This window comes from Paractinoplanes tereljensis (genome assembly GCF_016862435.1).
GTDB classification, from domain to species: Bacteria; Actinomycetota; Actinomycetes; order Mycobacteriales; family Micromonosporaceae; genus Actinoplanes; species Actinoplanes tereljensis.
On record NZ_BOMY01000061.1, the window covers coordinates 47,224 to 66,663 of the forward strand.

The 19,440-nt window shown below is 71.6% G+C and carries 18 protein-coding genes; 9 read left to right on the top strand and 9 right to left on the bottom strand.

Features of this window, described 5'->3' with window-relative positions:
• Nucleotides 1-13: 13 nt before the first annotated feature.
• Genes Ate02nite_RS46070 through Ate02nite_RS49660 form a run of 5 tightly spaced genes read left to right on the top strand, consistent with a single transcriptional unit; the run spans nucleotide 14 to nucleotide 7,998 of the window.
• A complete protein-coding gene (locus tag Ate02nite_RS46070) occupies nucleotides 14-2,641 on the top strand; it encodes a SaeA-related protein (RefSeq protein WP_203814331.1) in 2,628 nt (875 codons plus the stop codon).
• Nucleotides 2,638-3,837, top strand: a complete 1,200-nt coding sequence (locus tag Ate02nite_RS46075; protein ID WP_203814332.1) for a TRAFAC clade GTPase domain-containing protein — start codon at nucleotides 2,638-2,640, stop codon at nucleotides 3,835-3,837. Before Ate02nite_RS46070 ends, Ate02nite_RS46075 begins: the two co-directional genes overlap by 4 nt.
• An 11-nt stretch (nucleotides 3,838-3,848) precedes the next feature.
• Nucleotides 3,849-6,296, top strand: a complete 2,448-nt coding sequence (locus tag Ate02nite_RS46080) for a GTPase-associated protein 1-related protein (protein WP_203814333.1) — start codon at nucleotides 3,849-3,851, stop codon at nucleotides 6,294-6,296.
• On the top strand, nucleotides 6,296-7,879 hold the full coding sequence (locus Ate02nite_RS46085; RefSeq protein ID WP_203814334.1) for a TRAFAC clade GTPase domain-containing protein: 1,584 nt from the start codon (nucleotides 6,296-6,298) through the stop codon (nucleotides 7,877-7,879). The genes Ate02nite_RS46080 and Ate02nite_RS46085 overlap by 1 nt, the downstream gene beginning before the upstream one ends.
• Nucleotides 7,876-7,998: a hypothetical protein gene (locus Ate02nite_RS49660; RefSeq protein ID WP_275423005.1), complete on the top strand. Its 123-nt coding sequence runs from the start codon at nucleotides 7,876-7,878 to the stop codon at nucleotides 7,996-7,998. The genes Ate02nite_RS46085 and Ate02nite_RS49660 overlap by 4 nt, the downstream gene beginning before the upstream one ends.
• A gap of 20 nt (nucleotides 7,999-8,018) precedes the next feature.
• On the opposite strand, the gene Ate02nite_RS46090 is transcribed toward Ate02nite_RS49660, so the two are convergent.
• On the bottom strand, nucleotides 8,019-9,455 hold the full coding sequence (locus tag Ate02nite_RS46090) for a cellulase family glycosylhydrolase (protein WP_203814335.1): 1,437 nt from the start codon (nucleotides 9,453-9,455) through the stop codon (nucleotides 8,019-8,021).
• A gap of 158 nt (nucleotides 9,456-9,613) precedes the next feature.
• Between Ate02nite_RS46090 and Ate02nite_RS46095 the strand changes: the two genes are divergently transcribed.
• Complete coding sequence (locus Ate02nite_RS46095; RefSeq protein ID WP_203814336.1) at nucleotides 9,614-9,823, top strand: dodecin; 210 nt, start codon at nucleotides 9,614-9,616, stop codon at nucleotides 9,821-9,823.
• Nucleotides 9,824-9,840: 17 nt separating this feature from the next.
• Nucleotides 9,841-10,344: a peptide-methionine (S)-S-oxide reductase MsrA gene (gene msrA, locus Ate02nite_RS46100; RefSeq protein WP_239148210.1), complete on the top strand. Its 504-nt coding sequence runs from the start codon at nucleotides 9,841-9,843 to the stop codon at nucleotides 10,342-10,344.
• A gap of 1 nt (nucleotide 10,345) precedes the next feature.
• On the opposite strand, the gene Ate02nite_RS46105 is transcribed toward msrA, so the two are convergent.
• Genes Ate02nite_RS46105 through thiM form a run of 4 tightly spaced genes read right to left on the bottom strand, consistent with a single transcriptional unit; the run spans nucleotide 10,346 to nucleotide 13,855 of the window.
• On the bottom strand, nucleotides 10,346-11,029 hold the full coding sequence (locus tag Ate02nite_RS46105; protein WP_203814338.1) for a GntR family transcriptional regulator: 684 nt from the start codon (nucleotides 11,027-11,029) through the stop codon (nucleotides 10,346-10,348).
• Nucleotides 11,026-11,766 (bottom strand): sulfurtransferase, encoded by a 741-nt coding sequence (locus Ate02nite_RS46110; RefSeq protein ID WP_203814339.1) that lies wholly within the window; start codon nucleotides 11,764-11,766, stop codon nucleotides 11,026-11,028. Before Ate02nite_RS46110 ends, Ate02nite_RS46105 begins: the two co-directional genes overlap by 4 nt.
• On the bottom strand, nucleotides 11,763-13,088 hold the full coding sequence (locus tag Ate02nite_RS46115) for an LLM class flavin-dependent oxidoreductase (RefSeq protein ID WP_203814340.1): 1,326 nt from the start codon (nucleotides 13,086-13,088) through the stop codon (nucleotides 11,763-11,765). Before Ate02nite_RS46115 ends, Ate02nite_RS46110 begins: the two co-directional genes overlap by 4 nt.
• Nucleotides 13,085-13,855, bottom strand: a complete 771-nt coding sequence (gene thiM / locus Ate02nite_RS46120) for a hydroxyethylthiazole kinase (protein WP_203814341.1) — start codon at nucleotides 13,853-13,855, stop codon at nucleotides 13,085-13,087. The genes Ate02nite_RS46115 and thiM overlap by 4 nt, the downstream gene beginning before the upstream one ends.
• Nucleotides 13,856-13,936: 81 nt before the next feature.
• On the opposite strand from thiM, the gene Ate02nite_RS46125 reads away from it, so the two are divergent.
• Nucleotides 13,937-15,040 carry a RuBisCO large subunit C-terminal-like domain-containing protein gene (locus Ate02nite_RS46125; protein ID WP_203814342.1) on the top strand — a complete coding sequence of 368 codons (1,104 nt, stop codon included), beginning with the start codon at nucleotides 13,937-13,939 and terminating at the stop codon, nucleotides 15,038-15,040.
• A gap of 352 nt (nucleotides 15,041-15,392) precedes the next feature.
• Here Ate02nite_RS46125 and Ate02nite_RS46130 read toward each other — a convergent pair whose 3' ends face one another.
• The 4 genes from Ate02nite_RS46130 to metX are packed head-to-tail and all read right to left on the bottom strand — an operon-like array spanning nucleotide 15,393 to nucleotide 18,766.
• Complete coding sequence (locus Ate02nite_RS46130; RefSeq protein WP_203814343.1) at nucleotides 15,393-15,833, bottom strand: cupin domain-containing protein; 441 nt, start codon at nucleotides 15,831-15,833, stop codon at nucleotides 15,393-15,395.
• On the bottom strand, nucleotides 15,830-16,303 hold the full coding sequence (locus tag Ate02nite_RS46135; protein WP_203814344.1) for a CoA-binding protein: 474 nt from the start codon (nucleotides 16,301-16,303) through the stop codon (nucleotides 15,830-15,832). The genes Ate02nite_RS46130 and Ate02nite_RS46135 overlap by 4 nt, the downstream gene beginning before the upstream one ends.
• Entirely contained in the window at nucleotides 16,300-17,592 is a 1,293-nt protein-coding gene (locus Ate02nite_RS46140; protein ID WP_203814345.1) for an O-acetylhomoserine aminocarboxypropyltransferase/cysteine synthase family protein, read from the bottom strand. The genes Ate02nite_RS46135 and Ate02nite_RS46140 overlap by 4 nt, the downstream gene beginning before the upstream one ends.
• The gene (metX, locus tag Ate02nite_RS46145) at nucleotides 17,585-18,766 is read right to left on the bottom strand and encodes a homoserine O-acetyltransferase MetX (protein WP_203814346.1); all 1,182 of its coding nucleotides are present in this window, start codon (nucleotides 18,764-18,766) and stop codon (nucleotides 17,585-17,587) included. Before metX ends, Ate02nite_RS46140 begins: the two co-directional genes overlap by 8 nt.
• Nucleotides 18,767-18,860: 94 nt before the next feature.
• Between metX and Ate02nite_RS46150 the strand changes: the two genes are divergently transcribed.
• Nucleotides 18,861-19,409, top strand: coding sequence for an OsmC family protein (locus Ate02nite_RS46150; protein WP_203814347.1), 549 nt, complete (start codon nucleotides 18,861-18,863; stop codon nucleotides 19,407-19,409).
• Nucleotides 19,410-19,440: the final 31 nt, after the last annotated feature.

Genomic DNA, 19,440 nt, shown 5'->3' on the forward strand with positions numbered 1-19,440 from the left:
CGCGACGACCACCATGCCCAGCGACTGGGACGACTACAAGGCCACGGTGCTCGATCCGGCCCGCAAGGCCGGCAACGTCCCGCCCGAGGACCTCTTCCTCCGCTACCGGATCACCGGCGTGCACCGGGAACCGGTCCAGTTCGACGCCCGGGTCGAGGAGACCGTCCGGTTCTGGAAGACCCAGAAGACGGTCAGCAAGGTCTACCAGCCGCTGGCCGGGGCGCTGCTGGTCGCGCACGCCGAGCTGAATCGGGCCAAAGCCCTGACGTACGCCGAGTTCGCCCGTCGTCGCGAAACCGCCGCGGCGCAGGCCACTACCCGGCTGGACGATCGGATCGCGCTGGTCGCCAAGGGCATCCCGCTCCTCACCCGGGCAGCGCTCGAGCATCTCGTCGCGGAGAACGGCGGCGTGCTCTCCGCGGACGAGGTCCGGGCCCGGATCAAACTGGGTGGGGTCACCATCATCGAACCGCCCTGGGACATCCCCGACCGCCCGGCCGAATCGGCCATCGCCCTGCCGCCCAAGCTGCGACTGCTCGGCCTGCGGATCTCGCCCGAGGTGGTGTTCAGCCGCGAGCGGCTGGCCGCCGGTTTCACCCTCAAACAAGGCTTCCAGCTGACCGCCGACGGCGGCCGGCTCACCTCGGAGGTCCTGGAGGTGGCCAAGGGGCTGCAGGCCCAGCGCACTCGCGACGACCGCACCACCGCCGCCGACACGGTACTGACCATCCTGCTGCGCGCCCAGCGGGCCGGGACGCTCGACCAGTTGGTCTGCTGGGAGGTCGCCGAGCTCGTCCGGGCCCAGCTCGGTCACGGGCTGCCGCCGGCCGTGGCCGCGGAAGCCGCCGTCGCGGCCGGCCTGGACCGGGCCGAGGCGCTCGAGCTGACCGCGAGCCTGGTGCCCGGCACCGGTCGCCCGGCCGAGGCCAAGGACGGCGAGACCGTGTCGGCGGCATTGGCCGCCGGCTCGCTGCGGGAGGCCGAACGGCTGCTCGCCGCGCTCCCGGAAGCGGCCGTACCGGCCGAGGTGCGGGTGCGGGTACGGGCTGCCGCCGCCGCCCTGCAGGAGCTGGTCGGACGGGCCGACCGGGCCGAGCGCGAGGGCCGGTCCGAGGAGACGGCCGGACTGCTGGCCGAAGCGGTGCATCGGGCCGTGGACGACCCCGACCTGGCGGCCCGGCTGGACCGGATCCCGCCACCGCCACCGGCCGGCGTGCGGGCCGAGTCCGACGGCGTCCGGATCGCCGTGCGCTGGGCGCCGAGCCCGGCGGTCACCGGCCGGATCGGCTACCGGGTGGTCCGCGCGGCCGCCGCGGCGATCTCGCCCGACGGTGGTGAGCCGGTCGCGGAGGCCACCGTCAATCACGCCGCCGACCCGTCGCCGCCGGTGGCCCGGCCGGTCGTCTACACCGTCTTCGCGGTCCGTGGCACGAGCGTGTCGCCCGGGGTGGCCGCCGCCCCGGTCACCCTGCTGCCGCCGGTCACCGGTTTCGAGCTCGGCACCGACGGCAGCTCGGTCACCGGCTCCTGGCAGTCGCATCCGGCCGCGTCCGCCGTCGAGGTGACCCGCACCCGGACCGACGGCGACGGTGGGGAGGTCGTGGTGGCGGCCGGGTCCGGGCCGGCCACCGCCTTCGCCGATCCGGCGGTCGAGCTGGACGTCAACTACGCGTACGTGGTCCGTCCGGTCTACTCGGGCCCGGGCGGGGAGCGCTGCACCGGTCCGGCGGTCGCCGGGACTGTCCTCGTCGAACGTCCGCCGGAGGCGGTCACCGATCTGCGGGCCGAGGTGGTCGACGGGCCGGACGGATCGCGGTTGCGGCTCACCTGGACCACCCCACCGGGCGGCCGGGTGGAGATCCGGCGGTCCGCCGGGCCTGCGCCCTGGCCGGCCGGGGAGCGGGTGACGGCGGCGGCGGTGAACGGCTGGGGCGAGGTGGCCGGGGGTGGCCACCTACCCGGAGCCGGCGGACGGACCGAGGTGCTCGTGCCCACCGGGCAGGGAAACGTGGTGCTGACCGCGGTCAGCCGCGGCCGGTCCGGCGCGGTCATCGGCAACTCGCTCGAGCTCGCGCTGGCGGCCACCGTGACCGGCCTGCGGGCGCGCCGCCGATGGGACAGCGTCCAGGTGGACTGGTTGTGGCCGGACGGCATCCACGAAGCCCGGGTCACCTGGTCGGCGCCGGACCGGCGGGGGGAGCGGGAGATCTCCCGGCGGACGTTCGTGGACGACGGGGGAGTGCGGCTGGACACCGGCCCCGGTGAGGTGGCCGTGTCGGTGCGGTCGGTGATCCGGGAGCGGCACACCGAGCTGGCCTCGACGCCGGTCACGGTCCGGGTGGCCGGCCGGCCACCGCGGGTGGAATGGGCGTTGCAGAGCGCCCGGTTGCGGCGCCGGCGCGTCCTGCGGCTGCGCGCCGACCAGGACTGCGTGCTGCCCGACCTGCGGCTTGTCCTTGGCTCGGCCGGCTCGGCCCGGGTGGCCGGCCGGCCGCTGGTGGCCGGACAGGTCGCTGAGGTGGATGTGACCGCCTTCGTGCCGGCTACCGGGACGGCCGCGGCGGCGTGCGAGCCGGCCGACCCGGCCGCCACCACGGTGGTGCTGGTCCCGTGGACCGGGCACGGCCAGGAGCGACGATGACCGGAACGGTGCATTGCCCGTACTGTTATCGGTCGTTGCCGCCGCGGGAGATCATGTTCCGCTGCGCGGGCCGGCTCGGGAGCACCGGCCGCCGCTGCGAGGCCCGGCCCGACCAGGTCCTGGTCTCCTACGCGGACGACAACCGGGCCCGGCACCCGGCGTTCAAGGCGGACGGGCGGCGCCGTTCGGCGGTGCACGCCGACTGCGGCGTGGAGACCACCCACCGGATCTGCCCGCACTGCCACAGCCAGCTGCCGACCCACTTCGGCGACGCGGACAACCGGCTGATCGCGCTGGTCGGCGCGAAGGAGAGCGGCAAGACCGTGTTCATGACGGTGCTGCTGCACGAACTGCGCAACCGTGTCGGCGCCCGCTTCGGCCTGTCGGTGATGGCCGCCGACGACCACACCCGCAACCAGTTCCCGGCCGACTACGAGGACCGGCTGTACGACGACCGGCTGCTGCACGACCCGACCCGGACCGCGGGCGGCTCCCGGGGCGGCCGCCGTCCGCTGGTCTTCAGCATGTCCCGGCAGCGGCGCCGCCTCGGCCGCGCACAGGTGAACCGCAGCCTGTTCTCGTTCTTCGACACGGCCGGGGAGGACCTGCGGTCCGGCGACAGCGTCGAGCGCAACGTGCGCTACCTGACCGGTGCCGACGGCATCATCCTGCTGCTTGATCCGCTGCAGATGCGCGGGGCGCGGGCCCTGGCCGAGCCGGGGGCGCTGCTGCCCGATCCCAGCGTCGTGCAGGACGACCCGGCGAGCGTCCTGGGGCGGATCACCGATCTGATGCACAGCGCGCTGCCGCCCCGGCACAGCGGACTGATCCGCAAACCGATCGCGGTGGCGTTCTCCAAGATGGATGCCCTCGAGCACACCCTGCCCGAGGAGGCCGCGCTGCTGCGCGAGTCGGCGCACGGCGACGCGGCGTACGACGAGCCGGACGGCGCCGCCGTGCACCAGGAGATACGCGCGGTGCTGCAGAAGTGGCAGGGCGGCAGCATCGACCTGGTCCTGTCGCAGAACTTCGAGCGCTACCGCTTCTTCGGTGTGTCCGCTCTCGGCGCCAGCCCGGTGCGGGCCGCGGACAACCAGCAGCGGGTCAGCGAGTACGGCGTGCAGCCGCGCCGGGTGCAGGACCCGTTCCTGTGGTTGCTCAGCACGTTCGGCACGATCCCGGCCGGCCGGAGCTAGGGGGACCACCGATGGCATTCGGGCAGCTCTACTACACCTCGTGTGTGACCGGTCTGGCCGGCGCGCCCGGCTTCCAGTTCGCTGCGGTCAGCGACGGGCTCGGGCCGGACGTACTCGATCGGGTGGAGTCACTGACCGCTTATCAGGCGCCCCGGGCGGTCACCGTGGCGGGCGCCGCGGGCCTGCCCGACGCGCCGGTGAACCTCTGCTTCTCGCCGGGCACGGACACCGTCATCGCCCGGGTGGCGTACGTCGGCACCGACTATTCCGGGCGGCCGGGAAACTACTTCGCGCACGCCCTCGTGACCCGGGATCCCACCGCTGACCTCGGTGGTGTGCTGCCGATCGAGTTGTGGGACGCCCCGTGCTGGGTGGACACACCGGGCGGCGGCACGCGCCTGCCGGACCTGCCCGGACCGCCGGCGCCCGGCCCGCTGAACCGGGCGGCGGTCGGCGAGTTCCTCCACGACCCGGTCCGGGCGGCCCTGCTGCCCGCGCTGCTCACCGCGGCCGACGACGCCGTACACCGCGGGAGCCGCCGGGTGGTACTGATCGCCGAGACGTCCACCGAGGTCGCCGCCTGGATCGCCGCGCTCGGCTACCTGTTGCCGCCGGACACCACCGGGCTCCTGTCGTTCGCCACCTACGAGCACGATCCGCAGTACGGCCGGACGCACGTGGCGGGCACGCTGCCGGGCGGCGGAAGCCGGTTGGACGGCGTGGCCGGCACGCTGCACCTGTTCGACCTGACCACCGGGCGGGCCACCGATGTCGTGGTGCATCCGCTGGCCCGGATCCTCGCCCAGCTCGAGGTGTCCGATGCCGCCCCGGCCTGGCAGCGTGCTATCCGGCTGAGCGCGGGCGACGAGCGGACCTTCGACGACTGGCTGCCGGTTGTCGCGGCCGCGCTCACCACCTGGCCGAGCGGGCCGGAGCGCGCCCGGGACCAGCCCGCCGAGGTGGCCGCCTGGCTGGCTGTGCACGCGGCTCGGCTCGGCCGCGCCGACGTCGAGGAGCTCGGCACGGCCACCCTGGTCCAGCTCACTGTCGGGCCGATCGTCGCCGACCGGCGCACCGCCGACGCCCTGGCCGGCCTGGCCCGGGCGGCCGAGGCCGCCGGCGTGCCGGATCTCCTCGCCCAGATCGAGATCCGCACCGTGGACGTAGTGGTCGCCTCGCCCGCTCCGGTGCTGCCCGAGATGGTGCTGCGCACCGACGACGGCCGCAGGCACGCCGCCATCACGCTGTCCGGGCACCTGGCGGCGGTGCCCGCGACGACCGCCCTGCTGCTGCTCGACTGGGCGGTCACCGCCGGCATCCCGATCGAGGACGCCGACGTACGGCAGGCCGGTGAACTGACCATCGGGCCGGGACTGCTGCTCGGCTCGACCGGCCCGGCGGCGCACCGGTCATTCGCCGACCGGCCCGCGCTGCGTGCCGGCGTCGTGCGATACCTGGGTGCGGTGGGTCTCGAGGAGCTGGACCGGATGGCGGCCGCCTTCCAGGGTGGCCTCGCCGACGTGCTCGGACCCGAGCTGGAGCAGGCCGGCCCGGCGGTGCGGCAGGCGCTCGCGGTGGCCCGGGTGCGGGCCGGGACGCTCGACCCGGCGGCCGGCCTGGGCGCGGTGCTGGACGCGGCCGGTCGCGAGCCGCCGGACGAGCGGGTCCTGGACCTACTCTTCCCGGACCGCCGCTGGACCGCGGCTGAGGCGTTGCGTGTCCTCGACGCGCTCGGCGAGCGGCGGGTCACCACTCCGCCGGTCGTGCGTCGGCTCTCCGAGACGGTGGCGGCCGAGCCGGCCCCGGCCGCCTGGCCCGAGCACACCGAGCTGTGCTCCCGGCTGGCCCGGTCGGCGGCGCTGCCGCTGTTGGCCGAGCCGGCCCGGCGCCGGGTGGAGGTGTTCCGTGCCGCCGATGACTGGGTGGATCAGCTCCGGCGTGCGGGCAAGGATCGTGCGGGCTTGCTGGTCGCGTTGCGCCAGTGGTTCGGCGAGCTGGGACCGGACGACCAGCGCCGAGTCGAGGCAGTGCTGATGGGGCGGATCGACAAGCTCAAGGCGACCGATCGCGGTGACCTGATCCGCACCCTGCCGGGGTTGCGGCGTGCCTACTGCCGGATGACCGTCGCCGAACTTGGTGACCGGAACGTGGAGTTGGGCCGGGTCACTGCGGCGATGCGGACGCTGCGCCACCTCGACCGGCCGGAGCCGTCGCGGGCCACCGGCGCCGCGGCCACCGAGCTGGACACCGCGCTGCGGCGGGCGGTCGGCGGCCGCAGCAGACGCTGGCAGGCCCGGCTGATCGAGCATGCCGAACACGAGTCGGCGCCGGAGACCGCCGCGTTCATCCGGCGGTGGTACAAGCACGCGCCGCCGACCATGTTGGACCGCCTGTTCCGGCGGCGCGGCACGCCGGACGGCATGCCGATCGATGCGTCGACCGAGCGGAAGGCTTTCTGATGGCGGCCAGGGGCTCCAATCGCCCGTTCCACTACTACTCGTACGTGCAGCCGGTGGACACGTCGATGACTCCGCTCGAGATCGGGCTGTCGCTGCTGGCCTTCCCGTTCGTGCTGCTGTTCGCCGGCCTCGCTGATGCTCTGCACTTCGTGCGGGCCTGGGGCCGGGGTGTGATGGCCGGGCTGGGCTTCGGGTCGAAGGCCACCCCACTGGCCATCCGCCCGCAGGTGGAGGCGTGGGACGGCCGGCACGAGCCCGCCTACACGCAGTACCTTTTCGGGCCGGTGTGGCGCGACGTCAAGCACACCGTCACCGTCGCGGCCGGGCACGAGAAGAAGTCGGTCGGTGACCGGTTCAAGAAGGTGCAGAAGAAGTACTTCCTGCCGCCGGGCGACGATACCCGCGACCAGCAGGGCAACCCGATCATCGGGGTCGGCCGGCTGGTCGCCATCGGCGTCGGTCTGCTCCTGGCGCTCGCTCTGCTGCTGGTGGCGTTCGTCGCCCAGGCGGCGGTGATCGGGCTGATGTGGCTGGCCGGGCTGGCCCTGATCTACCTGCTCCGTGGCATCGACTCGGTGCTGCAGGCGGTGCGGCACATTCGGATCACCTGCCCATCCTGCGGCCGGCACGCGGCCTATCCGTCCTACCGGTGCGCCGAATGTGGCAAGGTCCAGCACGACGTGCGGCCCGGCCGGTACGGGATGATCAACCGCCACTGCCGCTGCGGCCAGGCGATGCCCACCCTGCTGATGCTGGGCAGCCATCAGCTGACGGCGATCTGCCCGCACTGTGACCGGGAACTCGAGAAGGAAGCCGGCCGGATGCCGGAGACCGTGCTGCCGGTGTTCGGCGCGGCCGGCGCCGGCAAGACGCAGCTGCTGGTCGCCACCGCGATGGCCGTCCGGACAATGCTGGAACGCGGCGGCGGCAGCGTGTCGGGGGCCGACCGCCCGGCCGACGACTGGCTCCGGCAGACCGTGGAGCCGTTCGCCAGAGGCGTCGCCGTCACCAAGACACCCCCGGCGGCCCAGCACGCGCACGCGCTGCGCCTGGAGATCAATGGACGCCGCCGCGTGCTGAAGATGTTCGACGCCGCCGGCGAGTTCTTCCAGAACGGCGAGCGGATCGCCGAGATGCGCTATCTGGAGGCGAACCCGACGTTCGTCTTCGTGGTCGACCCGCTGACCGTGCCGAAGCTCTGGAACGCCCTGGACGCCGGGCGACGGGAAAAGCTCAAGGACATCCGCGCGGCCCGGCCGCCGTACACCGTCTTCGAGGCCACCGTGCAGAGCATGCACCGCGACCTGAAGACCAAGCTGAGCTCGTCGCGCCTCGCCGTGGTGGTCAGCAAGGCCGACCTGATCCGTCCCGAGGTCACCGCGGCCGGCGTCGGCGCCGACGGCAGCATCCGCGAATGGCTCGAGGGAACCCTCGAACTGGGGCACCTGATCCGCTCGATGGACGTCGAGTTCAGCTCGGTGGGTTACTTCCTGACCACCGCGACGATCGTCGACGGTGAGGTCGACGCCAGCATCGAGACGTTCCTGTCCTGGGTGCTGGACGGTGCGGGGATGCGGCTGTGACCCCCGTCGACGTCTACCGCCGATGGCGGCTGGCACTCCTGGTCACCTGGGTCGCCCTCGGCGTCGCGGTCGGCGTCGCCGCGGTGCTGTTCCTGCTCTGGGCGGTCGGGGTGGTTTGACGCCGATCGTCCGGCCGCCCCTACTTCGCGGTCAGCGCGACGTCGTCGAACCAGACCGTGCCGCTGTTCGCGCCCGACTTGAGGTGGACCTGCAGGCTGGCCGCGCCGGCCGGGGCGGCCTGGTCGACACTCAGCCTGGTCCAGCCGGTGGTGCCGGTGGGCAGGGTCGCCGACGAGTTGCCGCCGAGCCACTTGTCGTTCGCGTCGAACCAGCTCAGCGCGATCTGGGTGGTGCCGGTGGCGGCATTGCCGCGGGCCCAGACCTCGGCGTGCCACTTCTGCCCCGGGCTCACCGGGGTGAGCGGCGAGACCCGGTAGGCGGGCAGGCCGGCCGCCGTCTTGCCGGTGCTGGAGAGGCTCACCGACCAGGTCCCGGAGTGGGCCGCCGACTGGGTGCGCGCCGGCACGCCCAGCTCGGGCATGAACGCCTTCCACGGCGTCTGCGCGGCGGTGTTCTCGAAGCCCGGGTCGAGCAGGCTCGCCGGGTAGGCGGTGCCGGTCCAGGCGGCCTTGACCGCGGCCGCGGCCGGCTTGGCGGTGCCGTCGGTGCGGTACAGGCCGTAGTGGTACTCGGCCGGGACCTTGGCCACCGCGGAGTCCGGGATGGCGTTGGCGGTGAAGTCGTACAGCGTCCAGGGCGCGACCGAGCCGACGCCGGCTGCCGCGGCCGCCTGGAACACCCGGGCCAGGAACGCGGCCTGCTCGCCCTCGGTGACGGCGAGGGTGCTGGTGCCGGTCTCGCCGATCACCAGCGGGGCCGACCCGACCACGGCCTTGGCCTGCTTGATGGTCGTCAGCGCGCGTTCCGAGTAGCCGTACAGGTGGAAGTCGTAGTAGTCGAGCGGTAGCGAGGCTTTGATCTTGGTCAGGTTGGCCATCGTGTTCACCGAGACGGTGACCGGGATGGCCGGCACGGCCGACTTCACGGCCGGGACGAGCTTCTTGGCCCAGGCCAGCGCGGCCGCGTTGGCCGGGTCGAGCTCGTTCTGCAGGTCGATCGAGATGATCCGGCTGTCGTTGCGGTACGGGGTGAGGATCGCGGTCGCCCAGGCGCTGCTGCCGCTGACGTCGGCGTAGCCGTTCCACCAGTCGAACAGGGTGAGCTTCACGGTCAGGCCGTTCGCGGCGGCCAGCTCGACGAACTTGGCCAGCTTCGCGGTGTACTCCGCCTTCGGCGCGGGGTAGCCGAACACCGACGGGAACACCATGGCCCGGACGCTCGTCGCGCCCATGCTCTTGGCGAGGGCCAGGTCGGCGTTGATCGTCGCGGCGTCGAACGAGGTCCACATCTTCGTCCAGCCCGCGGCCGACGGGTAGTAGTTGATCTGCTTGGCGCTCTGCACTGCACTGAGCCGGCTGGCGCTCACCGCCGGCTTTTTGGGAGCGGCGTCGGCGGCGGTGGCGACCGGGCCGCACGCCAACAGCAGCGCGGCCAGCAGGGCAGGAGAGAGACGCATAGGTAGGGCCAGTCCTTCGTGCGGAAGTTCCGTGCGGGGCGAGTAGTCCTGTCGGCCGCGCGAAGGCGTACAAAAGGTCTGTTAATTGCGAATGGGGTGCGGATCGGTCGCCATCGGGTGTGATAGGCAGAACGAACCCCGAGCGAAGGAGTCCCGTCATGGGCAACCACGTGTACCGGCTCAGCGAGATCGTGGGCAGCAGCCCGGTCAGCGTCGACGACGCCATCCGGACCGGCATTCGCAAGGCAGCCGAGACCGTGCGTAACATCGAGTGGTTCGAGACCCAGGAGATCCGCGGACAGGTGGTCGAGGGCGACGTCGCCCACTTCCAGGTCCGGTTGAAGATCGGGTTCCGCGTCGAGGACTGACGAATGGGGAGTGCGTGATGGCCACGGAGAAGGCAATTCTGGCCGGCGGTTGTTTCTGGGGGATGCAGGACCTGATCCGCCGCCGCCCCGGGGTGGTGTCGACGCGGGTCGGCTACACCGGCGGCCAGGTGCAGAACGCCACCTACTACAACCACGACGGCCACGCCGAGGCCATCGAGATCACCTTCGACCCGGCGCTGACCTCATATCGCGACCTGCTGGAGTTCTTCTTCCAGATCCACGACCCGACCACGGTCAACCGGCAGGGCAACGACATCGGCACCAGCTACCGCTCGGCGATCTTCTACGAGACCGACGAGCAGAAGCGGGTCGCCGAGGACACCATCGCCGACGTCGAGGCGTCCGGGCTGTGGCCGGGCAAGGTGGTCACCGAGGTGACCGCGGCCGGAGCGTTCTGGGAGGCCGAGCCGGAGCACCAGGATTACCTGGAGCGGATCCCGGACGGTTACACCTGCCACTTCCCGCGGCCCGATTGGAAGCTGCCGCACCGGGTCAAGTGACTTACATCCAGCCGGCCGCGGTCGAATCCGGGGCGGTCAGATCCTCGGCCATCCGGACGATGAGCTGACTGACCCGGGTGTCCCGGTCGTGCGCGCTGTGCGAGAGGCTGGCGGTGCGGGCGGCCACCGCGTCGCCGGTCCGGATGGCGTCGAGCAGCGTGGCGTGCTCGGCGTAACTCGGGCCGAACTCACGGGCGCCGCCACCCGCCGTGGTCCACGGCGCGGACACCTTCACCTGCGCCTCGATCGTGCGCAGCAGCGCGGTGATGGTGCGGTTGTGGGCGGCGTTGCGCACCGCGTCGTGGAAGTGGTTGAAGATCCGGCGCACCTCGGCCGGGTCGGTGCTGGCCTGCGACCGGTCGTGCAGGTCCTGCAGCCGGGCCAGGTCGATCGGGGTGGCCCGGGTCGCGGCCGCGTAGGCGGCGGAGGACTCCAGGATGGCCCGGGTCTCGAAGATCTCCAGGATCTCCTCGTCGGTGCGGCGGCGGATCTCGAAGCCGCGCTTCCCGGAGGCGAGCAGGCCGTCGTTCTCCAGCAGGGCGAGTGCTTCCCGTACGGGCGTGCGCGAGACCTGGAACTCGTCGCTGAGCACCTGCGGGATGAGCGGTGTCTCCGAGTCGTAGTGGCCGTGGGTGAGCCGTTCCAGGAGCGTCCGGTAGACCGTGTCCCGGGCGTTCGCCGTCATTCGCGTCCCCGTTCGCGCCATTCGCTTAGTGAGCCGTCGTACAGCCGCGGGGCGGGCAGGCCGGCCGCTTCGAGCGCCAGCACAAGCCCGGCCGCGTTGATCCCGCCGCCGCAGTAGACGATCGCCGACGCCGAGAGGCCGATCGCGGCGGCACGCTCCCGGATCAGGTCGAGGTCGAGGGTGCCGTCCAGGCGGAGCAGTTCCGGGTACGGCAGATTCGTGCTCCCGGGGATGTGCTCGTCCTCGAAGCTCGGCCGGCGCAGGGCGCAGACCAGCTGGTCCTGACCGGCGGTGACGTCGGCGAGGTCGGCGGTGACCGGCCCGGGGGCACCCAGGGTCAGCGTGCTCGACTCCACCGGGAACGTCCACGCGCCGAGGCCGCCGTCGAGCACGCTCACCGACTCGAACCCGTGGACCCGCAGCAGCCACCAGACTCGGGCCGCCCACGCGCCGCCGTTGCGGTCGTAGACGACCACCCGCGCGCCGTCGCACACCCCGACGGCCTGGGCGGCGGCTCGCAACTGCTCGACCGGCGGCATGGTGAACGGGTACGGCGCATCGGGGTCGGAGAACGCGGTGAACAGGTCGGCGAACCGCGCTCCCGGGATGTGCGCCTCGGCGTACGCGGCAAAGCCGGGTTTGAAGCCCTCGGCCGTGCGTTCGATGGAGGCATCAAGCACGACCACCTCGGCGAGGTGCTCGTGCAGCCAGGCCGCGTCGACGAGCGGCGCGGTCATCGGCGGCGGGCCTTCCACTCGCCGCGCTGCGGGCGGGTCAGGCCGAGGTTGTCGCGCAGGGTGCCGTCCTCGTACTCGGTGCGGAACAACCGGCGGCGCTGCAGCTCGGGCACCACCTCGGCGACGAACTCGTCGAACGAGCCCGGCACGTGGGTGGCCTGGATGATGAAGCCGTCGGCGGCGCGGGCGTCCACCCACTGCTCCATCGTGTCGGCGATGCCGGCGGCCGAGCCGACCAGGCTGCCTTCGGTGCGGGCGCCGTACCAGCGGCCGATCTGCCCGACGGTCAACTTCTCGCGTTCCGCGAACTCCACCACCTCACGGTAGTGCCCCTCGACCCCGACCTCCTCGAGTGTCGGCAGCGGACCGTCCACGTCGTACTTGGTCAGGTCGACATTCACGTGATAGGCGAGCCGGGACAGGCCGGCCTCCACCGAGACCAGTTCGGCGAACGCCTCGTGCTTGGCCAGCGCGTCCTTGGTGTCCACGCCGATCACCGGGGTGGCGGCGGGCAGGATCTTCACCTGGTCCGGGTCCCGGCCGTGGGCGGCCGCGCGGGCCTTCACGTCGGCGTAGAACGCGATCGCCGATTCGAGCGACTCGTGGCTGCAGAAGATCACGTCGGCCCAGCGTGCGGCGAAGTCGCGGCCGGACTCGCTCGCCCCGGCCTGGATGATCACCGGATAGCCCTGCGGCGGCCGGGGCACGCTGAGCGGACCCTGCACCCGGAAGTGCTCGCCGTCGTGGTCGATCGCCTCGACGTTCTCCGGTTTGCCGAACACCCCGGATTCCTGGTCGGCGATGATCGTGTCGTCCGCCCAGCTGTCCCACAGCCGGGTGGCGACCTCGAGGAACTCCTCGGCCCGGGCGTAGCGCTGCGGCCGGGGCGGTAGCTTCGGCTCGCCGAAGTTCTGCGCCTCGGCGTCCTGGAAACTCGTCACCACGTTCCACCCCGACCGGCCGCCGGTGAGGTGGTCGATGGTGGCGAACTCGCGGGCCACGTTGTACGGCTCGTGGTAACCGGTGGAGACGGTCGCGGCCACCCCGAGGTGGGTGGTCGCCGCGGCCATCACGCTGATCACCGGCACCGGGTCGAGCCGGGGCGTGCCCGAGCCCCACTTCACCGCGGGCGCGAACGAGTTGCCGAGGCTGCGCGGGACGCTGAGGGCGTCCGGCACGAACGCGAAGTGGAACTTGCCCTCTTCCAGGACCTTGGCGATCCGTACGTAGTGGGCGGCGGTCAGGAATGCCGGGGAAGCGTCTCTGTGTCGCCAGCCCGCGGTGCCCTGTACGCCGGCGTTGAGGAAGGCGGCCAGGATCACAATAGGGACAATTCGTCCACCAGGGCGACCGCGAACTCGCCGGTGCCGCGGGTGCGGGCGCCCGCGCGCTCGGCCGCCTCGGCGTAGGCCGCGTGCGAGACGACGGCTCCCTGGAACGCGTCGCCGTTGGCGAAGACCGCGGCGGCGGTGAGCGCGCCGAGGGCGCAACCGGCCCCGGTCACCCGGGTCAGCCGCACGTCGCCGCCGGGGACCTCTTCGGTGCGGGTGCCGTCGGAGATGTAGTCGACCGGGCCGCTGACCGCCACCACCGCGCCGATCCGGGCGGCGAACTCGCTCACCGCGGCGACCGCGTCGGCCGAGGACACCGTGGTCTCCACGCCCTTGCCGGTGGCCTCGCCGCCGGCCAGCGCGATCAGCTCGCTGGCGTTGCCCCGGATCACCGCGGGCCGGAACTCCAGCAGTGAGCGGACGAAGTCGTCGTACTTCGCGGCGCCCGCGCCGACCGCCACCGGGTCGAGGACCCACGGGGTGCCGGCCTCGTGCGCGGTGCGGGCCACCGTGCGCAGCGACTCCTCGTCGCTGCTCATCAGGGCGGCGGTGTTGATCCATACCGCACTCGCGCCGGCCGGGAACGTCGTGGTCCAGTCGGACGCCGCGCCGATGGCCGGCCCCGCGCCCGCTGCCAGCAGCACGTTCGCGCTCAGGTTGGCCGCGATGTAGTTGGTCAGCCCGTACACGAAGGGGCCCTGCCCGGCGATCTGCGCCCAGCCCGCGCGGACGTCGTCGTCCTTCCAGCTCTTTGTCATCCCTGTATATTGCTGCATACAGCGTAGTTTCGGCTGGTGACCCTAATCTCTATCCCACTTCTCCCGCTGGGTCGATAGGATATGGCGCCGATCACCGCGGTTTACGAGATCAGCGGCCCCGACCCGGCGTTGCGGGCCGAGCTTGTCGCCGTCGAGCAGAGCCACGAGCTGCCCACCGAGGTGGCCCCGGCCAACGCGGTCCGGGATTCGCTCGCCCACGTGCGCACCGTCGTCGAGCGGCCCGGGCAGCCCGCGCTGGTCACCGTCGACTATCCCGCCGACCTCGCCGGAGGCGAGCTCGGCCAGCTGTTGGTCCTGCTGCTCGGCAACGTCTCGCTTCAAGATGGCGTACGCCTGGTAGACGTCACGCTGCCCGCCTCGTTGATCGAGGCGCTGCCCGGGCCGAGGCTCGGCATAGCCGGGATCCGAGCGCTGACCGGCGCACCGGAGGGTGCGCTGCTGGCGACCGCCCTGAAGCCGGTCGGCATGACCGTCGACCAGCTCGCGACCTTGGCTGCCGAGGTGGCGGCGGGCGGCCTGCACGTGGTCAAGGAGGACCAGGGCCTGGCCAACCAGCCGTGGGCGCCGTTCGCCGACCGGGTGCCGAGGCTGGCCGAGGCGGTCCGCCGAGCCAACCCGAACACCGCCTACCTGCCGGTGGTCAACGGCCCGGCGGCCGGCTTCGCCGACCAGGTGAAGCTGGCGCGCGACGCGGGCGCCCACGGCGTACTGGTCATGCCCGGCATCGCCGGCTTCGGCGCCCTGTCCCACGCCGCCGAACTCTTCCCCGGCGGCATCGTGCTGGCCCACCCATCGTTCCTGGGCGGCTTCACCGCCGCGGCCAGCCACGGCATAGCCCCCGACGTCCTGTTCGGCACGTTGCTGCGTCTGGCCGGCGCGGACGCCACGATCTTCCCAAGCTGGGCGGGCCGCTTCAGCCTGACTCAGGCCCAGTGCCTGGCCATAGCCGACGCGGCCCGCCGCCCATTGAACGGCCTGCCCCCAACGCTGCCCACCCCAGGCGGCGGCATGTCCATCGAGCGAGCCCCAGAGCTGCTGGCCGCCTACGGCCCAGACACCCTCTTCCTGATAGGCGGCGACCTACACCGAGGCAACAACCCGCGGCGCGCCGCCGAACGCCTGGTCGCAGCGGCCGCAGCCGCGCGGCCCGTCAAGCGTCCGTAGCCGGTTGCGGTCCGCGCCGAGCGGCAGTCCCGCAAGGTCCACGGCCGTGCCGTGCCAGGCCGTGCTCGCGCGTGGCGCGATCTTGTGGGGTTGCGGTCCGCGCCGAGCGGCAATTCCGCAAGGTCTACGGTCGGCGTTGGTCGCACGTGGCCGGGGGCCTGCGGGTGGCCGGGGGCATGCCCGGCTTGGGGTCGGGCCCGCCCGCAGCGGGCGCGCGGAGGGCGAGTTGCACCTGCCGGGACCGAGTGGCACGGGACTGAACCAGGCCGTATTTATCAGAGGCGCCGCGGCAGACGGCCCGGCGCCCCGGCACGGAGAGGGCGGGGACGCCCGGCGTTGGGCTCGAAGGTTTCTAGGCCCGGATGAAGGCTGCGATTTCTGGGTTGCGGCGCAGGTCGGCGAGTTGGTCGGGGGTTGGCAGGACTGGGCGGTCTCGGTCCAGGATGACCGCGCAGAGGAAGCCGAACGGCTTGTCGACTGGGGCTCGGAACTGGTGCCAGGCCCAGCTTGGGACGAACACGACGTCGTGCTGGGCCAGGGGGAGGACGCGGTCGGCTACCAAGGCGCGGCCGTGGCCTCGGATCGGGATCACCACGTGGGTGTGTTCGTGGCGTTCCAGCGTGGTGTGGCCGTCGGGGCCCACCTCGAAGTAGCGCAACGACGTGCCCTGGCCCTGGGTGGCGTCGGTCAGGACCTGGCGGGTCACGGCTCGGTGGGTGCCGTCCTGCTCCTTGTAGGCCAGGACCTCGCCGCCCTCCCAGACGAACGGCTCGCGCTGGGCGCGCCTGGTCATTGCAGGCCGGAGCGGACCGAGGTGATGCGCTGGGTGTTGAAGCCCAGCCAGTGCATGCGGCCTACGTAGCGGGCGTGTTCGACCTTCAGGCAGCGGTCCACGATCACGTCCAGGCCGCCCTCCTCGGCGATTTGGGCGCCCTCGTCGTTGATCACGCCGAACTGGGTCCACAGCGTGCCGGCCTTGATCGCCACCGCGTCCCGGGCGATCTCCGGCAGTGCGGACGGTGCCCGGAACACGTTGACCACGTCGATCGGGACCGGCACGTCGCGCAGGCTGGGATAGCTCTTCTCGCCGAGGATCTCGGTCTCCCTCGGGTTTACCGGGATCACCTGGTAGTCGTGCCGCTTCAGGTAATAGCCGACGAAGTAGCTGGCCCGCAGGTGGTTGCCGGACAGGCCGACGATCGCGATCGTCTTCGCGTTGTGCAGCACCCGCTGGATCGTCGTGACGTCCTGGTAATCCGTCATTTGGCTGCCACCTTCTCCAGCGCCTGTCCTAGGTCCCAGATCAGATCGTCCACCGATTCGGTGCCGACCGACAGCCGGATCGTCCCGGGGCCGACCCCGGCGGCCCGCAGCTCGTCCTCGCTGAGCTGCCGGTGCGTCGTGCTGGCCGGGTGGATGATCAGGCTCTTGGCGTCGCCGATGTTGGCCAGGTGCGACCAGAGGGTGACGGCGCGGATCAGATCTTGACCCGCGTCGCGGCCGCCCTCGACGTCGAACGAGAACACCGCCCCGGCGCCGAGCGGGAGGTATTTCTCCACCAACGGGCGGTATTCGCTGTCCGGTAGCCCCGGGTAGCCGACCCTGGTGACCAGTGGGTGCTTTTCCAGGAAGGCCGCGACGCGAACCGCGTTGGAAACGTGGCGTTCCATCCGGAGCGACAGCGTCTCCAGGCCCTGCAGGAACAGGAACGCGTTCAGCGGGGCCAGCGTGCCGCCCAGGTCGCGCAGTGTCTCGGCGCGCAGCTTCATCAGGTAGCCGTACGTTCCGAAGGTCTCGTGGAACTGCAGGCCGTGATAGGCGGGGGAGGGGTCGGCGACCACCGGGAAGCGCCCGTTGGACCAGTTGAACGTGCCGGCCTCGACCACGATGCCGCCGATGCTGGTGCCGTGCCCGCCGATGAACTTGGTCGCCGAGTGAATGACGATGTCGGCGCCCCACTCGATCGGCCGGCAGAGATAGGGCGTGGCGAACGTGTTGTCCACGATCAGCGGCAGGTCGTGCTCGTGCGCGATACCGGCGATCGTCTCGATGTCCAGCACGTTGCCGCCGGGGTTGCCGATCGTCTCGCCGAAGAACGCCTTGGTGTTCGCCTTCACCGCCTTGCGCCACAGCTCCGGGTCGTCGGGATCGACCCAGGTCAGCTCCACGTTCATCTTGCGCAACAGGTGCTTGAGCTGGTTGACCGTGCCGCCGTAGAGCGCCGACGACGCGACCACGTGGTCGCCCGGTTCGAGCAGGGTGAACAGCGCCGCCGCCTGGGCCGCGATGCCGCTCGCGAAGGCCACCCCGCCGGAGCCGCCCTCCAGGTTGGCCACCCGCTCCTCGAAGACCGCCACGGTCGGGTTCATGATCCGGGAGTAGGTGTTGCCGTACTCCTGCAGGTTGAAGTAGGCCGCCGCCGACTCCGGATCTTCGAACACGTAACTGGTGGTCTGGAAGATCGGCACCGCGCGGGCGCCGGTGTTCGGCTCGGGTCGCTGGCCGGCGTGCAGCTGGCGGGTCTCGAACCCGAACTCGTGTTCTTTACTCATGGTCGCCTTCGTTCAGGAATCGGCGGACGATCGGTGTCTGCCGCGCCTCCTCCAGGAGGAAACAGTCGTGTCCGTACGGTGCGTCGATCAGGTGATATTCGACCGGCTTGCCGGCCTCGCGCAGCGCCTCCTCGATCGCGGCCGAGGCGGCCGGTGGATAGAGCCAGTCGGAACTGAACGCGATGAGCAGCGTCCGGGCTTCGACCTCGGCGAACGCCTCGGCGAGGGACTTGTGCCCGCGGGCGGCGTCGAAATAGGTCAAAGCCCGAGACAAATACAGGTACGTGTTGGCGTCGAACCTTTTCACGAACGAGTTCGCCTGGTGCCGGAGGTAGCTCTCGACCTCGAACTCCGGCTCGCGGATCGTGTATCGGATGTCGTCGGCGAACTGCAGCCGCCGGGCGAACCGGTCCTCCAGCGCGGGCGCCGAGAGATAGGTGATGTGCCCGACCATCCGGGCGACGCCCATGCCGGCGTCCGGCGCGCTCCCGGTGCCGTAGTAGTGGCCGTCCTGCCAGGCCGGATCCCGCATGATCGACTCGCGGGCGATCGCGTTCCAGGCCACACCCTGCGGGTGCAGGCCGTGGGTGGAGGCGATCACCACGATCGAGTCGACCTGATCGGGGTACGACATCGCCCACTGCAGGGCCTGCATGCCGCCGAGCGAGCCGCCGGCCACCGCCGCGAGCCGCTCGATGCCCAGCACGTCGAGGAAGGCCCGCTCGCAGCGGACCATGTCGGCCACCGTGACGACCGGGAAGTCCGATCCGTACGGCTTGCCGGTCTCGGGGTTGATCGAAGAGGGTCCGGTCGTGCCCCGGCAACCGCCGAGCAGGTTGGTGGAGACGACGTAGTAGAGGTCGGTGTCGAACGCCTTGCCCGGCCCGATCATCCCGTCCCACCAGCCCAGCGCCTTGCCGGCGGTGCCGTCCCGGCTCTCGGCCGCGAACCCGTCGCGGGTGCCCGCCTCGCCCGGAGTGCTCGAAAGACCGGCCGCATGGGCATCGCCACTGAGCGCGTGGCAGACGAGGATGACGTTGTCTCTTGCGGGTGACAGCGTGCCGTATGTCTCGTAGGCGACGCGCACCGAGTGCAGCTCACGCCCGCAGTCGAGGGGCAGCGGGGCGGGCAGTTCGAGGAAACGGGTGTCGACGCTGCCCACGGAACCTGCCATGCGGGGACTATAACTAGGCAGCGTCTGGGCAGGCCAGTATGGTTGTCGAGATTCCCCATGGGTTTAATAGGAGAACGGGCGAAAGGGAAAGATCATGACGACGGTGGACAACGGAGTCAACGTGCAGGCGCTGCTTGACGCGCGCGAGGCACTCAAGGGGGCGCCGGAAGCGGCCCAGTTCACCTGGAAGGCCACGGCCAAATGGGAGAACGGGGTGCACAGCACCGCGACCATCAAGAACTTCTTCGGCCTCGGGGCCGAGCAGTCGCACAAGCAGGAGACCGTCTTCACCGCTGACCACCCCGAGGTGTTCGCGGCCGAGGACCACGGCATCACCCCGATCGAATACCTGTTGGTCGGCCTGGCCAGCTGCCTGACCGCCGGCGTCGCCTCGGTCGCCCAGAACCGCGGCATCCAGCTGCGCTCGGTCGAGTCGACCGTCGAGGGCAACCACGACATCCGCGGCATCCTGGGCGCCGACAGCGACGTCCGCAACGGCTTCAACGACGTCAAGGTCACCTTCAACATCGACGCCGACGCCTCCAAGGAAGAGATCGAGGCCCTGGTCGCGCAGTCGCAGAAGCGCTCGGCCGTCTACGACGCGCTGACCAACCCGACCTCCGTCACGGTCGAAGTGGCCTGAGGAGGGCCGACCCATCGAACGCGTCTCCACG

What these genes read in the sequence shown, in the direction of transcription:
- Ate02nite_RS46110 (WP_203814339.1), bottom strand. Translation starts at nt 11,766, where the DNA reads ATGACCGCGCCGCTCGTCGACGCGGCCTGGCTGCACGAGCACCTCGCC.
- Ate02nite_RS46085 (WP_203814334.1), top strand. Translation starts at nt 6,296, where the DNA reads ATGGCGGCCAGGGGCTCCAATCGCCCGTTCCACTACTACTCGTACGTG.
- msrA (WP_239148210.1), top strand. Translation starts at nt 9,841, where the DNA reads ATGGCCACGGAGAAGGCAATTCTGGCCGGCGGTTGTTTCTGGGGGATG.
- Ate02nite_RS46125 (WP_203814342.1), top strand. Translation starts at nt 13,937, where the DNA reads ATGGCGCCGATCACCGCGGTTTACGAGATCAGCGGCCCCGACCCGGCG.
- Ate02nite_RS46070 (WP_203814331.1), top strand. Translation starts at nt 14, where the DNA reads ATGCCCAGCGACTGGGACGACTACAAGGCCACGGTGCTCGATCCGGCC.
- Ate02nite_RS46075 (WP_203814332.1), top strand. Translation starts at nt 2,638, where the DNA reads ATGACCGGAACGGTGCATTGCCCGTACTGTTATCGGTCGTTGCCGCCG.
- Ate02nite_RS46150 (WP_203814347.1), top strand. Translation starts at nt 18,861, where the DNA reads ATGACGACGGTGGACAACGGAGTCAACGTGCAGGCGCTGCTTGACGCG.
- Ate02nite_RS46090 (WP_203814335.1), bottom strand. Translation starts at nt 9,455, where the DNA reads ATGCGTCTCTCTCCTGCCCTGCTGGCCGCGCTGCTGTTGGCGTGCGGC.
- metX (WP_203814346.1), bottom strand. Translation starts at nt 18,766, where the DNA reads ATGGCAGGTTCCGTGGGCAGCGTCGACACCCGTTTCCTCGAACTGCCC.
- thiM (WP_203814341.1), bottom strand. Translation starts at nt 13,855, where the DNA reads ATGACAAAGAGCTGGAAGGACGACGACGTCCGCGCGGGCTGGGCGCAG.
- Ate02nite_RS46095 (WP_203814336.1), top strand. Translation starts at nt 9,614, where the DNA reads ATGGGCAACCACGTGTACCGGCTCAGCGAGATCGTGGGCAGCAGCCCG.
- Ate02nite_RS46080 (WP_203814333.1), top strand. Translation starts at nt 3,849, where the DNA reads ATGGCATTCGGGCAGCTCTACTACACCTCGTGTGTGACCGGTCTGGCC.
- Ate02nite_RS46140 (WP_203814345.1), bottom strand. Translation starts at nt 17,592, where the DNA reads ATGAGTAAAGAACACGAGTTCGGGTTCGAGACCCGCCAGCTGCACGCC.
- Ate02nite_RS46135 (WP_203814344.1), bottom strand. Translation starts at nt 16,303, where the DNA reads ATGACGGATTACCAGGACGTCACGACGATCCAGCGGGTGCTGCACAAC.
- Ate02nite_RS46105 (WP_203814338.1), bottom strand. Translation starts at nt 11,029, where the DNA reads ATGACGGCGAACGCCCGGGACACGGTCTACCGGACGCTCCTGGAACGG.
- Ate02nite_RS46130 (WP_203814343.1), bottom strand. Translation starts at nt 15,833, where the DNA reads ATGACCAGGCGCGCCCAGCGCGAGCCGTTCGTCTGGGAGGGCGGCGAG.